The sequence below is a fragment of the Halobacillus trueperi genome (assembly GCF_003386945.1).
Taxonomy (GTDB): domain Bacteria; phylum Bacillota; class Bacilli; order Bacillales; family Halobacillaceae; genus Halobacillus; species Halobacillus aidingensis.
In genome coordinates, this window is the sequence record NZ_QUAE01000001.1 from 348,795 (window position 1) to 372,941 (window position 24,147).

At 44.5% G+C, this 24,147-nt stretch carries 25 protein-coding genes and 1 riboswitch; of the genes, 11 read left to right on the top strand and 14 right to left on the bottom strand.

Going from position 1 to position 24,147, the window contains the following annotated elements; translation table 11 throughout:
- Positions 1–142: 142 nt before the first annotated feature.
- Both DYE48_RS01805 and DYE48_RS01810 read right to left on the bottom strand, forming a co-directional pair.
- Positions 143–1,369: an MFS transporter gene (locus tag DYE48_RS01805; RefSeq protein WP_115822139.1), complete on the bottom strand. Its 1,227-nt coding sequence runs from the start codon at positions 1,367–1,369 to the stop codon at positions 143–145.
- Between the two features lie 720 nt (positions 1,370–2,089).
- Positions 2,090–2,749, bottom strand: coding sequence for an ArsR/SmtB family transcription factor (locus tag DYE48_RS01810; protein ID WP_115822140.1), 660 nt, complete (start codon positions 2,747–2,749; stop codon positions 2,090–2,092).
- Between the two features lie 238 nt (positions 2,750–2,987).
- On the opposite strand from DYE48_RS01810, the gene DYE48_RS01815 reads away from it, so the two are divergent.
- On the top strand, positions 2,988–4,253 hold the full coding sequence (locus tag DYE48_RS01815; protein ID WP_115822141.1) for an MFS transporter: 1,266 nt from the start codon (positions 2,988–2,990) through the stop codon (positions 4,251–4,253).
- A 61-nt stretch (positions 4,254–4,314) separates the two neighbouring features.
- Here DYE48_RS01815 and DYE48_RS01820 read toward each other — a convergent pair whose 3' ends face one another.
- Positions 4,315–5,076, bottom strand: coding sequence for an MBL fold metallo-hydrolase (locus DYE48_RS01820; protein ID WP_115822142.1), 762 nt, complete (start codon positions 5,074–5,076; stop codon positions 4,315–4,317).
- Positions 5,077–5,193: 117 nt separating this feature from the next.
- On the opposite strand from DYE48_RS01820, the gene DYE48_RS01825 reads away from it, so the two are divergent.
- The 3 genes from DYE48_RS01825 to DYE48_RS01835 all read left to right on the top strand — a co-directional run bounded on the left by DYE48_RS01825 (position 5,194) and on the right by DYE48_RS01835 (position 7,805).
- On the top strand, positions 5,194–5,613 hold the full coding sequence (locus tag DYE48_RS01825; RefSeq protein ID WP_115822143.1) for an Lrp/AsnC family transcriptional regulator: 420 nt from the start codon (positions 5,194–5,196) through the stop codon (positions 5,611–5,613).
- A gap of 171 nt (positions 5,614–5,784) precedes the next feature.
- Positions 5,785–6,636: an STAS domain-containing protein gene (locus tag DYE48_RS01830; RefSeq protein WP_115822144.1), complete on the top strand. Its 852-nt coding sequence runs from the start codon at positions 5,785–5,787 to the stop codon at positions 6,634–6,636.
- A gap of 158 nt (positions 6,637–6,794) precedes the next feature.
- Complete coding sequence (locus DYE48_RS01835; protein WP_115822145.1) at positions 6,795–7,805, top strand: DUF3231 family protein; 1,011 nt, start codon at positions 6,795–6,797, stop codon at positions 7,803–7,805.
- Positions 7,806–7,931: 126 nt separating this feature from the next.
- Here the strand turns inward: DYE48_RS01835 and DYE48_RS01840 are convergent, their stop codons facing one another.
- Complete coding sequence (locus tag DYE48_RS01840) at positions 7,932–9,302, bottom strand: DUF2254 domain-containing protein (RefSeq protein ID WP_115822146.1); 1,371 nt, start codon at positions 9,300–9,302, stop codon at positions 7,932–7,934.
- A gap of 257 nt (positions 9,303–9,559) precedes the next feature.
- Positions 9,560–9,660, top strand: a riboswitch (purine riboswitch).
- 67 nt (positions 9,661–9,727) lie between these two features.
- Here DYE48_RS01840 and DYE48_RS01845 point away from each other — a divergent pair.
- Complete coding sequence (locus DYE48_RS01845) at positions 9,728–11,020, top strand: NCS2 family permease (RefSeq protein ID WP_115822147.1); 1,293 nt, start codon at positions 9,728–9,730, stop codon at positions 11,018–11,020.
- 56 nt (positions 11,021–11,076) lie between these two features.
- On the opposite strand, the gene DYE48_RS01850 is transcribed toward DYE48_RS01845, so the two are convergent.
- From DYE48_RS01850 to DYE48_RS01865, 4 genes are all read right to left on the bottom strand, one after another.
- Positions 11,077–11,862, bottom strand: coding sequence for a sulfite exporter TauE/SafE family protein (locus DYE48_RS01850; RefSeq protein ID WP_115822148.1), 786 nt, complete (start codon positions 11,860–11,862; stop codon positions 11,077–11,079).
- Between the two features lie 44 nt (positions 11,863–11,906).
- The gene (locus DYE48_RS01855; RefSeq protein ID WP_115822149.1) at positions 11,907–12,134 is read right to left on the bottom strand and encodes a sulfurtransferase TusA family protein; all 228 of its coding nucleotides are present in this window, start codon (positions 12,132–12,134) and stop codon (positions 11,907–11,909) included.
- Positions 12,135–12,249: 115 nt separating this feature from the next.
- Positions 12,250–12,582 (bottom strand): rhodanese-like domain-containing protein, encoded by a 333-nt coding sequence (locus DYE48_RS01860; protein WP_244199347.1) that lies wholly within the window; start codon positions 12,580–12,582, stop codon positions 12,250–12,252.
- A 17-nt stretch (positions 12,583–12,599) separates the two neighbouring features.
- Positions 12,600–12,998, bottom strand: a complete 399-nt coding sequence (locus DYE48_RS01865; protein WP_115822150.1) for a DsrE/DsrF/DrsH-like family protein — start codon at positions 12,996–12,998, stop codon at positions 12,600–12,602.
- A gap of 437 nt (positions 12,999–13,435) precedes the next feature.
- On the opposite strand from DYE48_RS01865, the gene DYE48_RS01870 reads away from it, so the two are divergent.
- The gene (locus DYE48_RS01870; protein WP_115822151.1) at positions 13,436–14,017 is read left to right on the top strand and encodes a DUF4256 domain-containing protein; all 582 of its coding nucleotides are present in this window, start codon (positions 13,436–13,438) and stop codon (positions 14,015–14,017) included.
- 67 nt (positions 14,018–14,084) lie between these two features.
- Here DYE48_RS01870 and DYE48_RS01875 read toward each other — a convergent pair whose 3' ends face one another.
- Positions 14,085–14,969, bottom strand: a complete 885-nt coding sequence (locus DYE48_RS01875) for a VanW family protein (protein ID WP_115822152.1) — start codon at positions 14,967–14,969, stop codon at positions 14,085–14,087.
- A 259-nt stretch (positions 14,970–15,228) separates the two neighbouring features.
- Between DYE48_RS01875 and DYE48_RS01880 the strand changes: the two genes are divergently transcribed.
- Both DYE48_RS01880 and DYE48_RS01885 read left to right on the top strand, forming a co-directional pair.
- Positions 15,229–15,678 (top strand): hypothetical protein, encoded by a 450-nt coding sequence (locus tag DYE48_RS01880; protein ID WP_115822153.1) that lies wholly within the window; start codon positions 15,229–15,231, stop codon positions 15,676–15,678.
- A gap of 76 nt (positions 15,679–15,754) precedes the next feature.
- On the top strand, positions 15,755–16,402 hold the full coding sequence (locus DYE48_RS01885; RefSeq protein WP_115822154.1) for a hypothetical protein: 648 nt from the start codon (positions 15,755–15,757) through the stop codon (positions 16,400–16,402).
- A 59-nt stretch (positions 16,403–16,461) separates the two neighbouring features.
- Here DYE48_RS01885 and DYE48_RS01890 read toward each other — a convergent pair whose 3' ends face one another.
- Positions 16,462–17,196 (bottom strand): poly-gamma-glutamate hydrolase family protein, encoded by a 735-nt coding sequence (locus DYE48_RS01890; protein ID WP_115822155.1) that lies wholly within the window; start codon positions 17,194–17,196, stop codon positions 16,462–16,464.
- A 326-nt stretch (positions 17,197–17,522) separates the two neighbouring features.
- Here DYE48_RS01890 and dacB point away from each other — a divergent pair, with 326 nt between their 5' ends.
- The gene (dacB, locus tag DYE48_RS01895) at positions 17,523–19,022 is read left to right on the top strand and encodes a D-alanyl-D-alanine carboxypeptidase/D-alanyl-D-alanine endopeptidase (protein WP_115822156.1); all 1,500 of its coding nucleotides are present in this window, start codon (positions 17,523–17,525) and stop codon (positions 19,020–19,022) included.
- A gap of 99 nt (positions 19,023–19,121) precedes the next feature.
- Positions 19,122–20,333, top strand: coding sequence for a cation:proton antiporter (locus tag DYE48_RS01900; protein ID WP_115822157.1), 1,212 nt, complete (start codon positions 19,122–19,124; stop codon positions 20,331–20,333).
- Positions 20,334–20,401: 68 nt separating this feature from the next.
- Here DYE48_RS01900 and DYE48_RS01905 read toward each other — a convergent pair whose 3' ends face one another.
- Genes DYE48_RS01905 through DYE48_RS01915 form a run of 3 tightly spaced genes read right to left on the bottom strand, consistent with a single transcriptional unit; the run spans position 20,402 to position 22,573 of the window.
- Positions 20,402–21,127 (bottom strand): NAD-dependent protein deacylase, encoded by a 726-nt coding sequence (locus tag DYE48_RS01905; protein ID WP_115822158.1) that lies wholly within the window; start codon positions 21,125–21,127, stop codon positions 20,402–20,404.
- A 15-nt stretch (positions 21,128–21,142) separates the two neighbouring features.
- The gene (nfsA, locus tag DYE48_RS01910; RefSeq protein ID WP_115822159.1) at positions 21,143–21,883 is read right to left on the bottom strand and encodes an oxygen-insensitive NADPH nitroreductase; all 741 of its coding nucleotides are present in this window, start codon (positions 21,881–21,883) and stop codon (positions 21,143–21,145) included.
- 12 nt (positions 21,884–21,895) lie between these two features.
- A complete protein-coding gene (locus DYE48_RS01915; protein ID WP_115822160.1) occupies positions 21,896–22,573 on the bottom strand; it encodes a hypothetical protein in 678 nt (225 codons plus the stop codon).
- 161 nt (positions 22,574–22,734) lie between these two features.
- On the opposite strand from DYE48_RS01915, the gene DYE48_RS01920 reads away from it, so the two are divergent.
- Entirely contained in the window at positions 22,735–23,085 is a 351-nt protein-coding gene (locus DYE48_RS01920) for a hypothetical protein (protein ID WP_115822161.1), read from the top strand.
- A 12-nt stretch (positions 23,086–23,097) separates the two neighbouring features.
- On the opposite strand, the gene DYE48_RS01925 is transcribed toward DYE48_RS01920, so the two are convergent.
- The gene (locus DYE48_RS01925; protein ID WP_115822162.1) at positions 23,098–23,346 is read right to left on the bottom strand and encodes a hypothetical protein; all 249 of its coding nucleotides are present in this window, start codon (positions 23,344–23,346) and stop codon (positions 23,098–23,100) included.
- Positions 23,347–24,147: the final 801 nt, after the last annotated feature.

Here is a 24,147-nt window from a genome sequence, read left to right on the forward strand (position 1 = left end):
CACCTAAGCTGTGAGAAATAGAAACAATAGTAAGAATATTCCCTTATTTTGGTATAGAAAACATAATTTTGGAATGATTTGTCATAAAAAAATGCCAACCCGGCTCTGCTTGAAAAATAACAGAGTTGGGTTGGCATTTGGCTTACGCTGAAGATTGAAGTGTTTCCTTCATTTTCGTCCAGGCAATAATTCCAGCAAGGAGCGGGAGAAGGGCGACAAGACCGATGGCCCAGTCGACATTGATCATGTCAGCAATGATTCCGGCAAGGAGTGCACCAAAGGCGTAGCCACTGTCTCTCCAAAACCTGTAAACACCCATGGATGTGGCGCGCCATTCTGGATGGGCGACATCGCTTATGGAAGCGAGAATGGTCGGATAAACCATGGCTGTACCGATACCCAGGAGGGCGGCACCGATGATCCAAAGGGAATAGCTATCCACGAGTAAGATGAACCATAACGAGAATGCCTGAACAAACATGCCCGGTACAATCAATTTTTTACGTCCGATTTTATCGCTCCAAACCCCTGTGAATAATTGAAACAACCCACAGGCTGCTGGATATACGGCAACCACCGTACCGATCTGACCGACACTTAAGCCACCGGCAGCAAGAAAGATCGGGAAGAGCCCCCATGCCATGCCGTCTTTTAAGTTCGTCGTCAGTCCAGCTAAGCTGTTGCTTGCTAAATCAGGGTTTTTCCATGATGTACGCTTGAAAACTTCCCATGTGGAAACAGGATCAGATTCGATCTTGTGTTGTTTTGCCTGTGTTTTCACATGCTGATCCGTATTTTGGACAATAAGAGATAAAATAAATCCAATGATGACGAGGACGATTCCAATGTAGAAGGGCTCCGGACTTAATGAATAAGTAGAAGCCACATACCCTGATACAACGGCCATAATCGCTACACCGATATAGCCGGCAAATTCGTTGAAGCCGACGGCTAATCCCCGCTGTGTGGATTTAGCGAGATCGACCTTCATGTTTACGGTCATCGACCATGTGAGTGCTTGGTTAATCCCTAAAAAGATGTTGGCGACAATGACGACCCACCAGGCATGAGCGAAAATCACCAGGATCGGAACGATTAACCCGATCCCCCAGCCCACGAGCAGCACCTGTTTTCTTCCCATCCGATCGGCCAGATCCCCTGCGAAGAAATTGACGATCGCTTTTGAAAAACCAAAGCTGACGATAAAGGATAAGGCAGCGCTCATGGATGCTAATCCGAATCGTTCTTCTCCTATAATCGGCAGAATGGTTCTCTCCAAACCTACCATCGACCCGACGAACAGGTTGATCACCACTAGTAATACAAATTGAACAATATTTTCTCTGACACCTACTTGCACATTTCTCATAGGGTATCCCTCCTTTATTTGTTATTAAAGTATTTGGCAGGATGGTGGAAGACTTAGGTTCGAGATTACGGGGTTCGTTTGATGTATGGAGAGTCAGGGGGTGTTGGGAAGCTACTCGTCCAGCTCCATCACCCAGACACTCGCGTCATAAGCCGAACAGCAACGGAATGAAAGAGCACATTCCGTTGCTGTTCGGCTTATGCCAGTCGTGTCTACCAGGGCGATTCCACATTTGAACACTTTCCTGTGGGGATGGCGGCAAGCCTCCTCGAGCTTCGCTCTGTGGGGTCTCGCCAGCCAATCCATTCCCACGGGAGTCTCGCAGCTTCCCAACACCCCCATTTGATGAAGGTGAAAACGAACCCCTTTCCGGGATTGGTGTTTTCCACCACCCATAATGTATAGGAGTGCTTTGTAACAGGCTTTCACTGTAGAATGTACACTCTCTTATCCAAATGGTAATATTGCAAACTTCGACCCTTATGGAGGGGGTTCGAGATACTTGTAAGGCAAGGGGCTTCGGGGGATGGGGAGACTCCTGCGGGACAAGAGTGCTTGGTGAGATCCCGCAGGACGGGTAGTCCGAGGAAGCTCACCGCGCTCCCGCGGAAAGCGACTCATCCCCCGAAGCCCCGAACCTCTACACAAAAGTCTCGAAACCGTGTCTTCCACAATGGGGAGTTTAAATATAAGGTCAACAATATTGAGGTAGTGGACGGTTTAGTGGGTATGCTGTTCTTTATATTGGTTCCACTCATGAATACCTGCTTCCAATCGGGCGGCATCAAAGCCTTCTGCTTTCAAATACTCCACCGCTTCAGTTGCATAGACACAGTATGGACCGCGGCAGTATGCGATCACTTTTTTATCCTTCGGAAGATTGCGGATATAATCATTCAACTCTTCCATGGGGATGGAAATCGCTCCATCCAGATGGCCGCTTAAATACTCTGCTTTCGGGCGGACATCAATCAGTATGTGGCTGTCCTCTTTCTTGCGTTCGACCCAGTCCTCAAGCTCCAGTGTTTCCAGGTCTTCGCCTCTTTTTATAAAGCTTTCCCGTAAAAGATTCACATCAGCCATTTGTGCTTCGGCGATGGATTTTAAGGAGAAAAGAAGGTTCGTAACGTCAGGGTTTGCCAGTTGATAAATGACATAATTTTTTTCCTTTTTATAGCTCACTAAACGAGCGTCCAGTAATGCCTGTAAGTGTTTTGATGTATTAGCCATCGACATTTTCGTTTCTTTGGATAACACTTCGACAGATTTCGGTGATTGAGAAAGCAAATCGAGCAGTTCCAATCGTTTCGGGCTGGATAAAACTTTTCCAATCCGGGCGAATTCATTGTAGATGGTATCTTTGAATGATCTTGCATCCATGTTTACACTCCATCTCCTTACATTTAACTATTTAACTGAATGGTTGAATAATATCATTAGGGAATGTGTATTGTAAAGAATCATGATCAAGAAGGGGGAAGAAGATGTAATTTATTGGTGGTTTAAAAAGATTGACAATCGATACATTTCTCACTAATATACAACTATTCAATTATTTAGTTGAATGAAAGAGCTGCTTCGTTTTGGCATGAATGTTTCAAAGAGGGAAGGTGTGGAGATGTCCGGCAGCATGCAAGATCCCGTTCAGGATTACATAGCTTCTCCTGAGCAGTTAAAAAGAATGTATAGAAAAGTATTGGTTGTTGTGAGTATATCGCAAATTTTTGGAGGCGCTGGTCTTGCGGCGGGGATTACCGTTGGAGCTTTGTTAGCACAGGAAATGCTCGGTACGGATGCTTTTGCTGGGGTTCCGGCCGCTTTATTCACTTTAGGATCGGCGGGAGCCGCTTTAATCGTCGGAAGACTTTCTCAGCGGTATGGACGTCGCACAGGTTTATCGGCAGGCTTTATTGTAGGCGGTCTTGGTTCGATCGGGGTAGTGTTTGCAGCCGTTTTCCATAGTGTCTTTCTCTTATTTGCTTCTCTTTTGGTTTACGGTGCAGGCACGGCAACCAATTTGCAGGCCCGTTATGCAGGCACAGACCTGGCCAGTCAAAAGCAGCGGGCTACAGCTGTAAGTATTACAATGGTCATGACAACATTTGGAGCTGTAGCAGGACCGAATTTAGTCGGAATCATGGGGGAGATCGCTCGTTCCATCGGAATTCCAGCACTGGCAGGGCCATTTGTTTTATCGGCAGCGGCTTACATCCTGGCAGGTATTGTGCTTTTTATGCTGCTGCGGCCGGATCCGCTGGATATGGCCAAAAGAATCGCTTCGTATAACAAAGAAAACAATCAACACATGGGTCCGGATCTTATAAACAGTCATTCAGACAAAAAAGGTCTTGCGGTCGGGGCGACGGTTATGGTGTTAACCCAGCTTGTGATGGTCGCCATCATGACGATGACCCCTGTCCATATGAAAAATCATGGACATGGTTTGAGTGAAGTGGGAATGGTCATCGGCTTTCATATTGGAGCGATGTATCTTCCATCCCTGATCACTGGGGTATTGGTTGATAAAATAGGGCGGACAGCTATGAGTATAGCTTCTGGTATCATATTATTACTGGCTGGTTTAGTAGCCGCTTCCGCACCTGATGATTCTGTGTTTCTATTAATTATCGCCCTTTCATTGCTGGGGTTGGGATGGAATTTCGGTTTGATCAGCGGTACAGCACAAGTTGTGGATTCGACTGGGCCTGCAACACGTGCGAAAACACAAGGGACACTAGATGTGTTTATCGCCTTAGCCGGTGCTTCCGGTGGTGCCCTTTCGGGAATGGTGGCAGCGAATTCAAGTTTCGCCATCTTATCTATCGGAGGAGGGCTCTTATCACTCCTCCTCATTCCTGTTGTCATCTGGTCCCGCCGCAGTTAGGTAGAAAAAAAGCCAGCATCCCTGGCGGATGGGATGCTGGCACGATCAATAGAAAAGTGCTTCAAAAGGAGTAGGAGTCTCCATCTTCAGGAATCCTGACATGTGTGTCCATTCCTACGTTATTCGTATAATCTTTTAGTTCTTTTCTCGACAATGTCCAGTGGTTAACAGCTTCCATATGAACGACAATGATTTCGGCATCAGGGGAAGCTTTATGCACTTCGTGGATATCTTCTTTCCCCATGACAAGTGATCCCCCTTGATGGAATTGGTTATTCCCGCCATTGACTATGATAATATCCGGCTGGTGCTGGTCGATTTCTTTTTGCACACCTTCATACCATACGGTGTCTCCTGCAACATATAACGTTTTTTCATCCGGGTGTTTGAAGACGACGCCACAGACTTGCCCGGCAAACTCGAGAATGTCACCCCTTCCATGTTCTCCAGCTGTCTTCGTTAATTGGATACCGTGAAAGTCTGTGTCTCTTGTAAGCACTTCAACATTTTGAAAACCGCTGTTGTTCACTTCTGCCGCATCTTCTGCATTTTGAACAAACATTTTCATATCTTTTGGCAGTGCTTTTTTAGCTGCATCATCGAAGTGATCCAAATGTAAATGGGTGACAATGACGGCATCTACATCCTTTATCTTTTGGTCCAGTGAAGTAGGTAAAGGAACCAATGGGTTGTTTTGATCTTGACGAACCGAATCCGGGAAGGGAGGATAAGCTCCTTTCTCTGCTAACATAGGGTCTATTAAAAATTTTTTGCCCGCGTATTTTACGATAAGTGTCGCATTTCGAATGTGTGTGATGTCCATATGAAAACTCCTTTTCTTAGGTCTAAGTCTATTTTATACTTAGTTAAAAGGGGAACGACATAGATAAAATCAAGTCTTTATGTGTTTTCACTTGATTTATGAAAGGATAGAATCAACATGCTGGATCATACAGATTTGAAAATCATACAGGAATTGACGCACAACAGCCGGATGACGATGAAAGAATTAGGAGATAAAGTCCATTTGACAGGCCAAGCGGCCGCGACAAGGGTGGCAAAACTGGAAGAACAAGGCGTTGTCGAGGGGTATACAGTAAAAGTGAACAAGAAGAAGATCGGGTATGCCGTCCATGCTTTTATTACGGTTATAACCCAAAGTACCTCGCATCATCCTTATCTGAATTTTGTTGAAACCCAAACGAAGCATGTGGAGAATCATTACAAAATCAGTGGAGAGGGATGCTATATGTTGGAGTGCCGATTTGTTTCCCATAACCAATTGGATCAGTTCCTGGTAGATTTGAACAGGCATGCCAATTATAAATTATCGATCGTGATCAATCATCAGTCTAAGTGAATGAAAGCGTTTTATGGGTTCGGGGTCGGATACTATTTTTATTCCTACCATGAAGATGGAAGAAGTGGTATGATAACGAATATAAGTCAGGATTTTTCTTTCCTTGTCCCCGCTTGTATCCTATAAAAATAATCACAGATCAAGATGTGAAAACTAAGAAAGGGTGAAAGCATGGAATTAACTTATGATTACTCCGATCAATTAAAAGGATTCTTCGAGAAAAATAATCAAATCTTCGAACAAACCCTTCTGAACGAAGCCGTGAATGTGAAAGACAAGATTGATGATATTTTAACTGTAGGGAACATCGATCTTGTGAACAATGCGCATCACCTTGTTTTTTATATCATTGATGGCGAAGATGAAGCATTGAGGAATTTTGCCAAAAAAGAGGGCATTGCCTGGGCTACGCATTCCATTGACCTGTCATTCAAGTTAGAATGGATACAGGCGATCCGCAGAACTCTATGGGGTATGATTGAAAAATTTTATGAAATGAATGAGAATAAGCAAATCCGGTATTTTTTTCAATTGGAACACGCGATCAATAACCGCGTCGATGAATTTTTGAATTCGTTCTTCATCAGTTTCTCTACATACAAGGACTCCCTGCTTACAGCGCAACAGGAACTCGTGAAGAATCTTTCTGTTCCCATCATTCCTATCGATGCCTCCATCTGTATCCTCCCGCTCATAGGGGCGTTGGATACCAACCGTATCGAAACCCTCAAAGATAAAGTGTTAGTAAAAGTATCTGAATTGAGGATTGAAACATTAATTATGGATTTATCCGGTGTTGCAGCGATGGATAAAGAAAGTACGATTGAATTAATGAAGCTCCTTGACGGTATAGCGATGATGGGTTGTAAAACGGTCATAACAGGGCTCAGGAAAGAAACGGTACGAGAGATTACAAATAGTGGGGTCAACTTCAATCAGCAAACAGAGACGCTGGCTACTTTACAGCAAGCATTAAGTGAATATTTCCTGCCGGGAAAAGAAAAACTGCCGGCTGATTTTTAAAGGAATGAGAAAGGAGAGGGGGCTTTTAGGCTTCCTCTCTTTTTAGATTCTGTGACCGGCTTTTTCAGTAAAAGCTTTCGTGGCGTGGGGAGGATTGCAATTAATCTTCCTATATGGGACATACTATTTCTTGAATGATTCAATAGGAGGTTGCCGTCATGGAAGATAAGCATAATTTCGTAAAGTTAAGCTCAGCAGACATTACAATTCTTTGGAAAACTTATATCCAAAGCACGGCTGTCCGTTGTTTTTATAAACATTTCCTTCAAAATCTTCAAGATGTTGAAATTAAACCCATGGTAGAAGAAGCTTTGAATATTGTTGATTATACTATAGGAAACGTGGAAGCCATTTTTAATGAAGAAAAATTTCCTATTCCCAAAGGTTTTTCGGATAAGGATGTTGACCTTTCCGCTCCCGCTTTATTTACAGACTTATACGCCTTGAGCTTTGTTTATCGAGGGGGTCAAATCACCATTCCTCATTATGCGAACGCTCTGACGAAAGTTACTCGAATGGATATCTACGCGTTGCTGCAGGAATGCCAATCCCGTGAAACGGAATTACATAGGAAAGTGTTAAGCTTGATGCTTGCCAAAGGAATCTTCGACCGACCTCCGAAGATCGAGTATCCAAAAGAAGCGGAGTTTATCGAGCATCAACCTTCGTTAGTCAACACGTGGTTAGGGGAAAAGAGACCATTAAACGTCTTAGAGCTGGCAGAGATTTTCCAGGATATTGAGAGAAATGGGATGGGGCTTGTCCTTTTGATTGGGTTTTTACAAGTGACGAAAGATAAGGAAATCAAGAATTATTTATTAAAAGGGAAGAAACTTGCTGAAAACCAGATCGAAACGCTGGATCATTTATTGAAAGAAAACGAGCACCATATTGGTTCACCTGTTCCTATAGAAGTAACGAACTCAACCACTTCTCCGTTTTCTGAACGGTTGATCCTGTTTTTAATCAGTGCTTCAAACCAAGTGGCTATTTCTAAGCTTGGAGACGCCTTGTCTGTTTCGATGCGGAAGGATTTAGCCGTTCAATACGGCCGCTTTATTGCTGATGTCATAAAGTTCGGGGATGAAGGACAGAAGCTTATGATCGAAAGAGGTTGGATGGAAAAACCGCCCCAGCCGATGGACCGAAACAAACTTTATAAATCATAAAATTCACAGAAACCTGTAGACTTTTATGATGATCCTGGGGATTTTTACTGGTGCAATATGAATCCAATGATGATGCCTGACCTCTACTCGGTCATCCTTTTAGGAGAGTGAGGTCAGGCACCTAAGCTATGAGAACACCTTTTTCGAAAGCATTTCTTCTAATTGTGAATATGCTTCTGTATGGTCGGTATGTGCAGCGACTGCTTTTAAGTGTTTTAAGATGTAATAACAATCTTCTTTATAAAGAGAGTACTTTTGGTAACCTTTTATCGTACTCTCTGCGAAATCCCAAATGTCTTCGTGAACTTTGCGATTCATGGACTCTGCTAAAAGACTGAGCATTTCCATGATTGTGATAATGACGGTGGAATTTTGACTGGCATATTCTCGAATATACCCGTAACTCTTATAGAGGAAATAATCAAACCCATCGTGTTTGAGCCTCAACCTTACGTGATTTTCATCGTCTACCAAAATCGGTGAGAAGCTTGTAGCGTTCCCTATTTCTTTCAACAACTCTGTGATCTGATACAATGTGTTGTTCACAGTTAATGGGTCGTTATTCCCCAAACCTTTCACAGCGACTTCCACTAACTTTTCCAGCCCGAACTCCAAATCTTGAATTTCGGTTTTTTTCGTATCCACGCGAACAAGCTTTCTATACTTTTCTTCATCAAACGTGTGGCTGCCCTGCCTGTAATCAAAAAGGGGAGTATTCTCTAGAATAAATTGACCAATCGACACTCTTAATTCAATGACAATATCATCGTTTTTAGCTTCTTCGATAATTTTTTGGAAATTAGCGGATTGCAGGTGTCCAGATCTCCTTGCATAAATGGTGTTTACTTCGCGATCGGCCCATCTTTCGTCACTATATTCCTCTCCTACTGTGCTCCTGTATGGTCCGATTTCCTCTAATAATGAACTCCTAATCGTATTTCTTGTGGTCTTTTTCATATTCGATGTAATGTTGTGGACTTGAAGCCATGTAGAAGTATGGTTTACGAAATAGATGAACGTGACAGCAGCCACGAAAGTGACCATGACGGAAAACAGAGGGATAACGAAATACACTTCATTAGAACTATTGCTCAAGAAAAGAATATTTAATAGGACATAAATGAAGCTCCCGTTAAAAATTCCGAGCACGTGTTGAGTGGGAGGTTCACTGATGAAATTCAATACCATTCGGGAGGAAAACTGCCCGCTCAGGGTAGTCAAGGCAACCAACAAAGAGTTGATTGTAAAGGCGCTTAGAGTTAAAACGCCACCAATAAGTGTCGTAATTAACAGCCTCGTCGTCGGTCCGTTGAACACCATGCCATCCGGCAAATGTTTATGTATATCTAAATAAGTATCAAAGAAAGCACTCAGCACGGATAACGCAAGGGCTACCCCGATATAACGAAGGGGCATCAACCATAGTGTTTGGTTGAGTTCATTCCGCCTTTCCCGTTTGGTCATAAAAAAATAACGTTGTATGTCTGGCTTTTTCATTTTGCCACTCCAATCACTTGATGGAATCGAATCACTTCTTATATTTATCTATCTTACAGTTCTACCACAAATCTGTTTATTTTAATCTCTTATTCCCATCCTGGGAGAAAGCGAAAGAGAGAAGGATGGATGGAATATGGTATGACCGGGAGTTGAGGAGGCAGAGATGATTTGAGAAATCAGAAAAAAGTGAATTCCCGAACATTTTCTATATTCATTGACCCATCTCTATTGGGTTGGTATGATTCTCCCTATAATTAAAAACAGATGCAGCACCTTGTATAAATTCAGGAATACGGCCTGAACGTTTCTACCAGCTACCGGAAATAGCTCGTCTACAAGGGGAGGAACGTCTATGTTTCTTTCCCTATGTATAAGCACCGGTAGATGACCGGTGCTTTTTTTCGTTTGTAGGAGGGGACATCATGAGAAACTTTTTTCAATTCAAAGAACGTGAAACGAATGTTCAAAAAGAAACGCTCGCTGGAATTACGACATTTCTTTCCATGGCCTATATATTAGTCGTCAATCCGATCATTTTAAGTCAGGCAGGGATGGATAAAGGAGCGCTCTTTACGGCTACCGCTTTATCTGCGATTGTCGGATCGCTGTTAATCGGGCTTATGGCAAACTTTCCTGTAGGAATTGCGCCGAGTATGGGGCTCAATTCATTCTTCACCTTTTCTGTTGTCATCGGGATGGGGATTGAATGGCAGGTCGCTTTAACCGGCGTCTTCATCGCTGGAATCATCTTTATGATTTTGAGTCTCTTGAAGATCCGCGAGAAAATCATCAATGTGATTCCGAAAGACTTGAAACATGCGATTGCAGGTGGCATCGGCTTTTTCATTGCATTCATTGGTTTAAAAAATGCCGGCATCGTTGTCGGGAGCGAGGAAACGTTCGTATCGATCGGCCAGTTGACTTCTCCAACGACAGCTCTTGCTGCGTTCGGGTTTATCATAACGCTGATGATGCTTGTGCGTGGCATTCGTGGAGGTATTTTTTACGGGATTGTCATTACGAGCATTATAGGGATGGTCGTTGGTTTAGTGGATGTGCCGAGCTCCGTAGTAGGGGAGATTCCAAGCCTTGAGCCAACCTTTGGCGTGGTGTTTCAGCATTTAGGGGATATCTTTAGACCGGAAGTCTTAGCTGTTATTTTCACCTTCTTGTTTGTCGCTTTCTTCGATACAGCCGGGGCGCTCATTGCTGTGGCCAGTCAGGCTGGAATCATGAAGGACAACAAAATTCCGAACGCAGGACGTGCATTATTGGCTGACTCTACTTCAGGCGTGGCGGGAGCGATTTTTGGAACATCGACGACCGCTTCATTCGTTGAATCTTCTGCTGGGGTTGCTGTCGGCGGCCGTACAGGATTTACGAGCGTTGTCATCTCGATCTGTTTCTTTATCGCGTTGTTCTTTTCGCCTGTCCTTGGTGTCATTACACCAGAAGTGACGGCACCTGCACTAATCATCGTCGGTGCTCTGATGGCGACAGAGGTGAAAGAAATCGATTGGAGCCGGTTTGAAATCGTCGTGCCGGCATTCGTCACGATCATCATGATGCCGCTCACGTTCAGTGTCGCGACAGGGATTGCGCTTGGCTTTATTCTTTATCCATTTGCTATGATCGCGAAAAGGGATTGGAAACAGGTCCACCCGATCATGTACACGCTTGGTGGATTGTTTATTATGTATTTTGTATTTTTGTAAACGATAGATGAAAAATCTGCCGCCGGCTGTTCAGAGCCGGCGGCAGATTTTTTTGATCATGTAAGAATATCGAACCAAATTTTTATGGCTGTGCCTAAAATGAGTAAGGCTAGAAATATCTGTAATAGTTTTGTGTTCACTTTCTTCCCTGCATTCGCACCGAGTGGAGAAGCGATTAAACTGGCGATGATCATAATTACGGCAGGGAACAACAGGACTTGGCCAGTCAAGATTTTCCCTGTCGTTGCTCCGATGGATGAAATGAATGTGATCGCAAGGGAAGAAGCGATGGTCATCCGAGTCGGGATCTTAAGAACAATCAGCATAATAGGAACGAGGATGAAGGCCCCGGCAGCTCCTACTATTCCTGCCCCGATACCTACAAGGAAAGCACAGGAGGCAGCGATCCATTTATTGAATGTCACTTCATCTAATGGAATGTCATCGACGCCTTTTTTCGGGAGAAACATCATGACGGCCGCTGTGATGGCTAAAATACCATACACGAGATTAACGCCTTCATCGGACATGAAACGGGATCCGTACCCTCCGATAAAGCTTCCGATCAATATACTGATCCCCATATAGAGAATAAGTTTTTTATTGAGGTAACCGCCTTTTCTGTAGGCCCATACGCCTCCGATTGTAGCGAAAAGAACCTGGACTGCGCTGATACCGGAAACTTCATGAGCGGTAAAAGCGGAAAGTCCAACTAACGAAGGAATATAAAGCAGCATCGGGTATTTGATGATGGAACCGCCAATGCCGACCATGCCGGATATGAATGAACCGACAAAGCCAATCAAAAAAATGATGATCAAAAAAAGCATGCTATATTCCATATTTCCACCTTCTTAAAAAAACAGGGACCAGCCGGCCCCTGGATTTACCCTTTTTTGATCCAGAACTTTAAGACGTCGTTTTCCTCTGCATCTTTTAAGAGCTCGTGACCACCGGATTTCACCCATGCGGCAATATCACTTTTAGCCCCTTTATCTGTAGCCTGGACTTCGAGAACCTCACCGGTATTAAGTTTTTCCATTGCCTTTTTCGTTTTCACGATCGGCATCGGACATGCCAACCCTTTTGCATCTAACACTTCATTTGCTTCCATTTGTCATCCTCCTTTTCATATAAGAAACACACGACCGTTCGTGTCGAGTACCAGCTCCTCCTATTTATTCATAGGGGAGGTATCTGTAAGCGGTCATCCTTAACATGTAGACCCTCTAACGTTCGAGGTCTTCTCCCCATGCCTGCATGCCGCCTTCTAATGAATACACATCTTCATACCCTTCTTCATCCAGCATTTCGGCAACCATTTGAGAAGAGTTCCCTTTCGCACAGACGACGACCACTTCTTGATTTTTTTCCAATTTCCCATCAAGGGATCGGATGTCATCGAGCAGGTTGAAGTAAGGTTCGTTGATCACTTCGACTTGACCGCCTTCCATTTTCCATTCATCGAAATCATCGGTATTTCGTACATCTAAAATTAACATTTTCTCATTATTTTCCATCTTTTCAGCCAAGTCGCTTGTCGATAAGTGCTTAACGGTCACTATGGAGCCTCCTTTGTTTAGAAAGTTAAGGAAATGTTTGCATCTTTGGCATACTCAATGAAAGACGCAGCGCCGCCGACTTCGATGCCTTCTACGAAATCCTCTTTTTCTAAACTCATGACATCCATGGTCATTTGGCACGCAATCAGTTTTACATCCATTTCTTGAGCAATGCCTACCAATTCTTCAATGGAAGGGACATTCGCTTTTTGAAATCCTTCTTGGAAATGTTCCTTTCCTTCAGGTAAAGGCAGGTTCTTGTGTCCTTCTTTATGGATTAAGTTTAGTCCCTCAAAAGTAAAAAAGATGCCTACCTCCGCATCAGAAGCTGCAGCTGCTGAGGCAACATTAAAAACTTTATAGGCATCAAATAAACTTCCGTTCGCTGCTATGATGGCCACTTTTGTATCCGCCATTTGAAATTCCTCCTTGAAAAATTAATCTCATCAGATAGTTTTCCTTGAATGGTCTTTCTTATGAATGACTGCTTGTGCTGCTTTTGGAAGCTTGTCCATTTTTTCAAATGATAGTAGGATCAACTCCGATCTCCAGGATTTTCTTATTTAGCTCACAGTTGTTTCATAACCGATTCCCACCATACCTAAACGGGTATTTGATGTGATTTTATAAAATATAAGGGATTGGAAGGTTGGGAATATGAATGAAAAAATGCTGAGAAAAACTTTTAACAAAAGCCAATTGGAGGGTGATCGAACATATCCTGATAGGGCTTGAAGCGGTTTTAGGTTATAGGAGATCCGTCTATTTTTTATGAGTAAGGGTCGTCGAGAAGAAAATGGATTTTTATAGTAAGATAGAGAGGACATCCACTATTTTGAAGGGAGGCACAACCATGACAAAGAAAACGGAGCCCGGTAGTAAAAAGGAGCTTTCACTGAAGGGGAAAGAAGAAATACTTAAAGCATTGGAAGAACGTTTTGAAAAGAACATGAACCGCCACGAAGGGCTGGAATGGTCTGAAATCAAGAAGAAACTTGAAGAGACTCCTGAAAAGCTTTGGTCGCTGAACGAAATGGAAAGAACCGGCGGCGAACCGGATGTTGTCGATTACGATCAGGAGAAAGGTGCTTACATTTTTTACGATTGTTCAAAAGAAAGCCCTACAGGACGCAGGAGTGTCTGCTATGACCGTGCAGCTTTGGAATCAAGGAAGAAATATAAGCCGGAAACAAGCGCGTTGGATCTTGCCACATCCATGGGGATCGAACTTTTGACTGAGGAAGAGTACCGAGCGCTGCAGAAGGTCGGGGAATTTGATGTAAAGACTTCAAGCTGGATACACACTCCTGAGGACATTCGGGAGCTTGGAGGTGCGCTTTTTTGCGATCGCCGTTTCGGTCACGTCTTCGTGTATCACAACGGAGCAGAGTCCTATTATAAGGCGAGGGGATTCCGCGGCTCGCTATCGGTCTGATCTCTTTAAAAAATGAAGGTGCCAGACCCTCAGCAGGGGCCCCTGGCACTGGATGTTTTAATCCCTCTCATTCGTCTGCTTCCTGCTCCCCGTTTCTCGGCTCCATATCTATTAAATCAGATGAATATACCGTTACAATCATTTTTCCCCCAACTACCTTTGAGCGAATGAGCAGAGGCTGATTATACTGATTTTTAAACGTGAAATCAGGACCATACCAGCTCACTGTCGCGTCTCTCCCTTCCGGCACATAAGGAACACGTTTACTATGCGAATAGCGTTCCATAATCTCAACTCCGGCTAAGTCCACCGAGTTGAACAGTGTGGAAGACAACTGGCAGATCCCACCGCCAATGCCCTCTGTCACTTCTCCTTTGACGATGACCGGGGCTTTCTTGTATCCCTTTTCCACCGTCCTTTTTCCTACAACTTTATTGAAAGAAAAAACCTCGCCAGGAAAGACAACATGACTGTCCAGGGCTTCGGCAGCCAAACGGATATTGTGAGAGCGTTCTTTATTATTTTTATTGAAATAGGTCACATATTGGCCGATCTGTTTCGTGCGGATTGTTGCGAGCAATTCACCATCGACTCTAGGGTGAGCAAGAATTGTAGGCACATGGATTGTAGCTTTCCCGGTGCTGTGCAGATAGTGGTAAAGATCTTCCGTGAATTTCTGTTGATCGACTTTACGTCCCGCCTCACCGGGAATGATTTCCTCTGCTTTCCCGATTTTTGCAGGGACTGGCTCACGGTAGATTTTTTCTTCCAGTTGATCCACTAATCGGTTGGTTTTCTCTTGATTCACAAAGGGCTTGCCTAACATCACGTCCGTGAAGTCTTCCCGGTTCACAGACATCAATTGTTCCCCGTCATAAGTGATGGATAAATTCTCTTCTTGAATGAACGGTGCAGCGATTAGTAAGCATAGTGATAAAATGGCAATTTTCATCCGAGACTCCTCCTGAAGTTAGTATGAGTAGGAGATCTAAGAATCATGTGAGAAGCTTTGTGAAAATACAATTCAGCTAATGAATGTGTCATTCATTTATTGTGTAAGGCGTGTGCGTAAGAAAGCAGGGGGGGGGATTCATAAGGTTCAATCTCTTTTTTGTGTGCATTTGAATAAGGGTGTGAAACGATTCCCGGCTTTAATCGTATAAGAAGGAAAGAAATTCAAGAGAGGGATATACGAGTAAGGAGGTATGACCATGAGTGAAGAAATGTTGAATAAAGTAAGACGGGTCCTACTTTACATCGCGTTTCTAATGGCCGCATTTTTCTTATCCTATTTTCTCGCTTATCCACTCGGGTACTTTCCACTCGGTTATGAAGTGGTGGAAAAGCAGGAGAACGCAGTGGTTGTACAGTCTTTGAATATGTGGGGATTCGAAGAAGAGAGGGTCACCTATCAACCACCTGAAGGGTATGAATGGAGAACGGAAGCACTGGCCGATCGTATTGATGGTCAAGCTATGGAGTATCACCTCTTTTTCACATCCATCATGGTAGCGATCTTCTGGCTGGGTGTGGAGGTCCTCCAAGGGAAATCATTGAAGAAAGTGCTTGTTCTCAGTAGTTTTTACGTTTTTGTTTCTGGACTATCCCTTATCCAGCATTTGGGGGATATTAAGGGAATTTTGGAGGGGGCCTTTTATTAGGGAATTTATTGTTACCACAGGCTAGCAGAAAACGCTGTTAAATTCTTTTCTTCAATTCAACTAACGGAGGGTTTTTTTGATAAACGAACGTCTGCGTAAAGTCATGCTCATCGCACTCCCGTTCATAGCTGTCGCTACACTGCTTGGTGTTGGATGGTCAGGGGCTTATTTGGATGATGGTGTTGAAATTGGAAATGTTATTTTATTGATCATCATTTTAGGGGGAGCGGCACTGGCCTTCTTTTCCTTACTCTTTAGAAAAAAGACAGGGCTGGTTACAGGAATGGTGATCACTTTTTTCCTAGTCACTCCTGCTGTGTTTTATTTTGTGAACAAACCAACAACTACAACATTCGCAGAAGCGATTCCCGCTGAACTCAGTGATGCACAGCAGGTGACGGAAATGACAATCTATGATGAAAAGGAGAGGGAATTCAAATCCGTCACGCTTGAAAACCTTGAAGAGATAAAAAAAATCCTGCAAAGCCCCTCGAAAATGACGCTTGTGACTACAGATGAGGGACTCTCCCGCCATCTCTATTCCATCTACTTGAAAGTGGATTCCTATGAAGACGAGGTTCGGATCATCGTCGGGGATGACGCGCTCCGTATCATGGGGAGTATGGATGGGGAGGATCTCAGCGCTGAATATAAAGTAGAAGGACAAAATTCCCTTTTACAAATGATCGAGAATGGGGATTTCAAATGGGAAAAAGGATCATAGCTGAGTTGATCATTCCCAGCAGGAAAACGCTCCACCACAGAGGTGGAGCGTTACATCTGTTATTCCTTGTATTCTTCCATCGCCCTTTTTATCGCTTTTACATACGTTTTAAAGTCTTCCGTCTCATTAGAAGCATCTTTCCTTGATGAGTAACTGATGTCTCCATTCTTATAAAACGCCTTCCTCTGTCCGCGTGTGATCTCAAGCTGCACGCCTTTCTCTGTCTTCGTCTTGTTGACGTAATTGTCAGGGTGATCGCCGTCCAGGTGTTCAGGAGCTTGTTCGACGGCAAATCCCTTTTCCTCTAAATGGCGCTCCACGACTTTCATTAATTCTTTATCCCGGCCGCCAATCAGTGTCTTTCGCTCATCTCCACCTGCCCCGTGAATGGAAATGTGATGATCGGCCTTTGCAACCATTTCAAGCGCTTGGGGCTCATTAAAGTTTGTGGAAGTGATATGTAAGTTTCTGAAATTATCAGAGGCTAATCTTCCTTTGAATGCGTAATAGGGATAAGATTTTCTCGCAATCGCCTCAGCTAAGGATGAAGTTGTTTCTTCGATCCCACCGCCATGGATTGCGCTGACCAGCCATTGCTGATTACCTTCCGTACTTGTGGCAATGACCCAGTCTTCTCCTTCCTCATAGACTTCAGTCAACTCTTCAAACGAACAGAACCGATCACCGGAACAGTCGTCTTCGGTGGTTTTTGATTTTTCCTCTTTTCCATCATTTAAGAACCATAGCAACGCTGCTAGCACAACGCCTATGGCCAATATAAGTTTTATTTTCATATCGGCACCTCTTCCTTCAAAAGGTACTCTATCAAGGATGGTATCAAATGGATAACAATATGCTTAGTCGTTGAAAGGGGATTTGTAGGATGAGGATTCGTAAGTGTTACAAGGGACCATGAATGAATTCATATGAATGGAAAAGGAAGATAAAAAAGAAATTTCCTTGAAGCTGAGTTGGATGGGTAAATACATTTACTTCATTTCTCATTCACTATCATAATAGCTTTTAACATGTGGGAGTATAGAAGAAGAGAAAGTTACAAAATCTGTCTGCTCTGCTACTATAAACATAGGCAAGATTTTTAGGAGGCCTGTACATAAAGATGTCGACAACAAAGAGAACGCAGCTGGTCATCCCTTTTCTTACCATCATCATGATGTTGTTTTTTAATTCAACGTTGGAAGAAGAAAAGGAGGTCTCGGAAGGGGAGACGTCATTGAAAGATAAAATTGACGATTTGTTAAAAGATGAAGCTCTTCATGGGGCGATCGCAGGAGTGAGCATTCGACATGCCAAGTCAGGAGAGGTTGTTTATGAAAAGAATGCTCACCTACGTCTTACACCTGCCTCGAATACAAAGTTGTTCACAGGAGCTGCAGCATTGGAAACGCTTGGACCTGAGTACACGTTTGCAACAGAATTATGGTCGGACGGGGATATGGAGGACAGTAAACTGGAAGGAAACCTCTATGTAAAGGGAAAAGGGGATCCGACCTTAACAGCAAAAGACTTGAGTGATATGGCTGTTTTTTTACGAGAAACGGGAGTTCGGGAAATTACAGGAGATGTCATAGCGGATGATACGTGGTATGACGATATCCGTTTATCTGATGGTATTCAATGGTCGCAGGAAAGTGAGTACTATGCTTCACAAGTGTCTGCGCTGACCGTGTCTCCGGATGAGGATTACGATGCAGGGACCGTGTTGATCAGCGTCTCTCCTGCAAATAAAGTAGGGCAACCGGGGAAAATCGAAGTCACCCCAGATAATAAATATGTGGAAATCGTGAACAGAACAAAGACCGGTAAAACAAGAGAAGAAGATGAATTAAAGGTTGAGAGGGAGCATGGAACCAATCGCATCATTGTAGAGGGAACGGTGGAGATCGATGATCCTGTATCTAAGTCGTGGATTGCAGTATTTGAACCGACAGGGCTCGTCACTGAACTTTTTCACCAGTCCTTAATGAAAGAAGGGATTCGTGTACAGGGGTCACATACCAGGATCGCTGAAACTCCTGGGCATGCCACACGCTTGTATGAGCGTTCGTCCATGCCTTTAAAAGAGTTGTTCCTCCCCTTTATGAAGCTCAGCAACAACGGACATGCAGAAGTATTAGTGAAGGAAATGGGCAAGGTCGTTCATGATGAAGGAAGCTGGGAAAAAGGGCTGGATGTTGTGGGAGCAGAAATGCGGCGTTTAGGTGTGGATATGGCGACCATTCAACTGAATGATGGGTCGGGAATGTCGTCCACAAATTTAATCCCTGCCAACGAAATCTCCCAATTGCTTTACCGTGTGCAAGAGAAGAAATGGTTCCCTGAATTCCTACAATCGCTTCCTGTTGCTGGTAATGAAAAGAGATTCGCAGGGGGCACGTTGCGCCACAGGATGCAGGGGACCAATGCGGAGGGAAATGTCAGAGCGAAAACAGGGACGTTGACAGGTGTTTCCTCACTGTCTGGATATGTGTCTTCAAAAGACGAGGAACCTCTGATTTTTGCGATGGTATTTAATCACTTTTTGTCGGAAGATGTGGACGAGATCGAAGACCAATTGGCCATCATACTTTCAGATCATCAGCTGTTCGTTAAAGAATAACCGCAGCGCGGGCGTTTTTACGTCCGTTTTTTTATGGGTAAGTGGGGAGTAAGAAGGGTAAGACTAATTATAGCGCCATTCATACTGGGAGGGTTTCTCATGCACGGATTTCATGATGTTTTCATTCAAATTCTACTGTTACTCGCCATCTCTGTCACGGTTATCGCGATCGCCAAACTTTTGAAGGAACCTGACTCGGTGGCTCTTGTTCTTGTGGGTCTCGTCCTCGGATTGACACAGCTGCCGTTCATTGAGGAAGCGGAAAGCTACATCACACAGTCGGAAGTGTTCCAGGCGACCGTCATCTCGCTTTTCCTTCCGATTCTGCTTGGTGATGCGACGTTGAAACTGCCTTTCCACCATCTGTTTTCACAAAAGAAGACGGTCATGGGGCTCGCGTTTTTAGGGACTTTCATATCGTCGCTTACCATCGGGGCCGCGTCTTATTTTCTATTGGACTTGCCGCTTGCTGTTGCGTTTACATTTGCTGCGCTTATGAGTGCGACCGATCCCATCAGTGTGCTCTCCATCTTCAAGTCTCTCGGAGTAAAACAAAAAATGTCGACGATTATGGAGGGGGAGTCGCTGTTCAATGACGGTATTGCCGTTGTCCTCTTCAAAATCGCCAGCATCTACTTGCTGACTTACATTGAAATGGGCTGGGCCGGACTTGGCAGCGGGGTGTTCATGTTCTTGAAATTTGCGGTCGGTGGCGCCCTGATCGGACTGATCTTAGGCTATGTGTTCTCTCAAGTGATTCGTGTCTATGATGACTACCCGTTGGAAGTTGCCTTCAGTGCCCTGCTGTTTTTCGGAAGTTACTTCATCGCTGAACACTTCCATACGTCGGGCGTCATCGCCGTTGTGGTCGGTGGATTCGTCTTCGGCGATTACGGAGCGAAGATCGGCATGTCGGAAGAAACGAAGACGAACCTTAATACGTTCTGGGATAGTGTCACCTTGCTTGCCAATGCGCTGATCTTCCTGATGGTCGGTCTTGAAATACGGAACATCGATCTTGCGGGCAACTGGGGATATATTGTCGGAGCAATCGCTATTGTCCTCGTCGGACGTACCATCGCGGTTTATATTGGAACAGGATGGGTGAAAGAACTGTCATCCAAAGAAAGAATCCTCATCAACTGGGGTGGATTAAGAGGAAGTCTCTCCATCGCACTTGCCTTGAGTCTGCCGATGGATTTTGACGGCCGTGAACAAGTCCTGCTGCTCACCTTTTCCGTCGTCCTCTTCTCATTGATCGTCCAAGGACTGACATTAAAGCCTGTCATCAAAAAACTAGGCTTAGCATAACATCCATATTCTGGTGTACCAGGTCATACAGATAATGGAAAAAGCCTCCTTCAGCGAAGGAGGCTTTTTTACATCTTTTCTTTTATTTTCGTTATGGCTTTTGACAAATCCTCGTGCACGACATAGTCAAAAAGGTGGTCTTTATCTGTTGGTTCATTGTTCATGAGAACGGTCGTCGTGTTTTCCTGTTCATAGGCAAGATACGGCAGCAGGTTGAAAGGAGTCACGAAAAGCGATGTTCCCATGACGAGCAGGAGGTCCGCTTTTTCAATGATCGACTCGGCCTCATCGTGAGCGGTGATCATATCACCAAACAGCAGGACATCCGGTTTCAAAACCGATCCGCAATCCTCACAAACCGGCACAGCTACTTTCATGACATCATCCAAAGAATAGGACTTGCCACAGTTCGGACAGCTCGATCGGTTTAACGTTCCGTGATATTCAAGGACACGGGAGCTGCCGGCAAGCGAATGAAGCCCGTCGACGTTCTGTGTGATGACCGATACTTCCCGCTCATCGGTTTCCAAATCCTTGATGAACTGATGGACAAGGTTCGGCTGGTAGTCTTTTAACAGCTTCATCCGGAAGATCGCCTTGTACTTTTTCCAAAAATCCTCGGGATCATGGAAAAAGTAATCGGTGGACATGTAATACTCGCGCTCATGATTTTCTGTCCATAATCCTTCACTCGAGCGGAAATCAGGGATGCCGCTCGCTGTCGAAACGCCGGCACCAGTCAGTACGGCGATCCGTTCGGCACTTTTTATGTTGAGAGCAATCGTTTCATACATAGACGGCAACTCCTCTTACTGCTTGTTAAAGCCTTTCTTTTTCACGATGCTTGTGACGTCCATCCGCATCGGTTTTGTGAAGCGGCGCAGCATTTGATCGGTCCAGGAATCATTCCTTGTATTCGTCTGACGCGACTGATAGTACGCGCCGATCTGTTCATCAAACGCTCCCAGTTCATCTTTGTGTTCGCGCTTGTATTCATTTTCAAAATAAACCGCTTCTTTAGGAAGTCGGGGTTTCTTATCAGGCTGGTGATCGGGTTCGCCGAGGACCATGCCGAAAAGCGGAAGGACATGCTTTGGCAGTCCGAGTATTTCATCGACTTTATCAAGCTGGTTACGGATGCTTCCGATATAGCAAATGCCGAGCCCCATCGATTCTGCAGCAACCGCCGCGTTCTGGGCAGCAAGCGCTGCGTCAATCGCTGAAACGAGAAAATGCTCACTGTTCTCAAGGTTGGCAAGCATTTCTTCATACTGATCTGAAGAGGCGTGGAGGGTATGACGGTAAAGATCGGCACAGAAAATCATCAAATGCCCGTTATCTTTCACGTATCCCTGCCCGGTGATTTCTGCAAGTTGAGCTTTTTTCTTTTCATCTGTTACCCCGATGATCGTATAAGCCATCATGTAGCTTGAGGTTGACGCTTGCTGGGCGGCAGACAAAATGGTGCTCAGCTGCTCGTCAGTCACGGGTGTATCTTTGAATTTTCGAATCGAACGGTGATTCAAAAGTGTTTCTATTGTTTCATTCATGAACGTGGCCTCCTATTTGTAGATCCATTGCGTCCGGACCGGATCCTTGGTATCGGAACCTGCCACTGGATCGTTACTGGTGATTTGCAATCGTTCTTCATCCATAAAAGTAACAGAATGGATGGCGTATTGATACTGATTCGGTTTCGGGAGGAGGTGGTCTTCCCCTGGTTCCAGTTCAATCGGTTCGAGCGTATGAAGGTCCATGACGACGAGCTGGTGCATCGCTTCTTTTTCATACGTACGTTCGAAAAGGAAGGCCACATACTGCTGGTCAGGAGAAACGTGGCTTGAAACCAACTTGCTCAAATCACTCATTAAAAAAGAGTGCTTCTGTTCAAAATCAATCATCAAATGCGAGCAACGCTGTTCATGACAGGCAAACTCCACCAAGTACTGGTCCTCTTTTATTTTTGAAAAAGGAAGCTTGCGCAGTTGTTGTTCCGGTTGATCAAAATTATGTACAAATTGAGATAGAATGGGATAGTCTTTGGCCGTGAATGGATAGGAAGCGCCATCGAGGGTGAGCTGCATCTTATTTCCAATGGCTTCCGCTCCTTCTTCATCGGTTAGGGGATCATCCCCTTCAAGCGAATTCATATTCAACGTGTCCTCTGCATCTGCATTCGAGCTGCACCCGACTAACAAAAAAAGGACCAAGCCGATCCACCACACGTTTTTCTTCATCATAAGCAATTCCCTCACTTAAAAAAGCTCTTTTCTACAGGATACCACAACAGTCGAAAATTCATGAGGGTGAAACTTTTACAAAGATTATCTGCGCTCTTGAAGGAATAAGGAATAGAAAAAAAGAAATATATCCTCATAGAAAAAAGATTGAGGTGGGGGTAATGGGAGAAGTCTACAGCTTCAAAGCTTTTCAGTCAAAGAAAGAAAAAGAGAAGAAGATCCAGGACCCGAGAACAACCGTAGCGATTTATCGAAGTGTCGTTTATTATGTGCATTTGTATAGCGATGAAACCTATGAACATCCGCTGGAGCACTTAACGACCAATGTGAAGCTTGCCACCGTTTTAAAAAATGACCGTACCAAATTTCTGAAGACGTTTGCTGCCCTCGTTCAACATTGGGATTTACCTGCGAACAGCCATCAGGAACTGGCAAAAAACCGAGAGCTAGCCCAATTTCCGACGCTTGGAGATCTTTGTATATATATAGAAAAAAAGGTGAAAGACCTATGAGACGATGATTCCTCATGTCTCATAGCCTTTCACCTTTTTCATGTTGACGATTCCGACGTAGAACTGTGTCAACCCGATACCGAACAAAAGCGGCCCGACACTTGTCGCAAGCATCGTACTGATCAGCGTCTGTACCATCCCAATTGCGATCAACATCATGTATTTTTCTGCTCTAAACATTAAGTATGAACCGAACAACGTACCGATACTGATGATCAAAAGGGCCGGCATCAACCAAGGATACACCTGCATAAGCTCCATGGTATTCACCTCCTCAAATATATTCTGAAAATTCTTATTATTAAAGATTCTATCACGTTATGAAACCCTGTTTCAACCGTGAAAACCGTCTAGTTTTGGCGGTTTTCCGTTGTGACGTAAAAATAAAGATTCCCCGTTTGAAAAAGCTTCAAACCCCCAATCCCTCATATTTATCTTTCTTTCACTAATGCTCCCGTTTCTGGAAGACTCGAATTCGAGATAACCGGGGTCCGTTTGCCTTTTCTTGAGCGTCAGGGGTGGTTGGGAAGCCACTCGCTTTCCTGCGGGGATGACGGCAAGCCTCCTCGGACTCCGTCCTGCGGGGTCTCGCCAGCCAATCCATTCCCGCGGGAGTCTCGCAGCTTCCCAACCACCCCATTCCATGTAAGGGAGAAACGAACCCCTTAGCCCAGATGGACGGTCTTCCACTTTCGTTGAGGTATACGCATAAAACGCTCTATATCAAGGATCTATGAATAAAATAGCAGTCGCGGAATTTTATATTCCTCTACTTTTCTTGTGCATACATGCCGCTTATTCTGGAAGTGGTTTCGAGACACTCCCATGGTAAAGGGGCGGAGGGGAATGGGGAGACTCCTGTGGGAAAAAGTGCATGGTGAGACCCCACAGGACGCAGTCCGAGGAGGCTCACCGCGCTCCCACGGAAAGCGACTCATTCCCCGCAGCCCCCATCCACTCAACAGAAGTCTCGAAACTGAGTCTTACACAATCCTGCCATTTAGATGAACGAGGGAATGTGGGGAAGAGAGAGTGGGAAAGTGAATATGGTAGGACATTTGT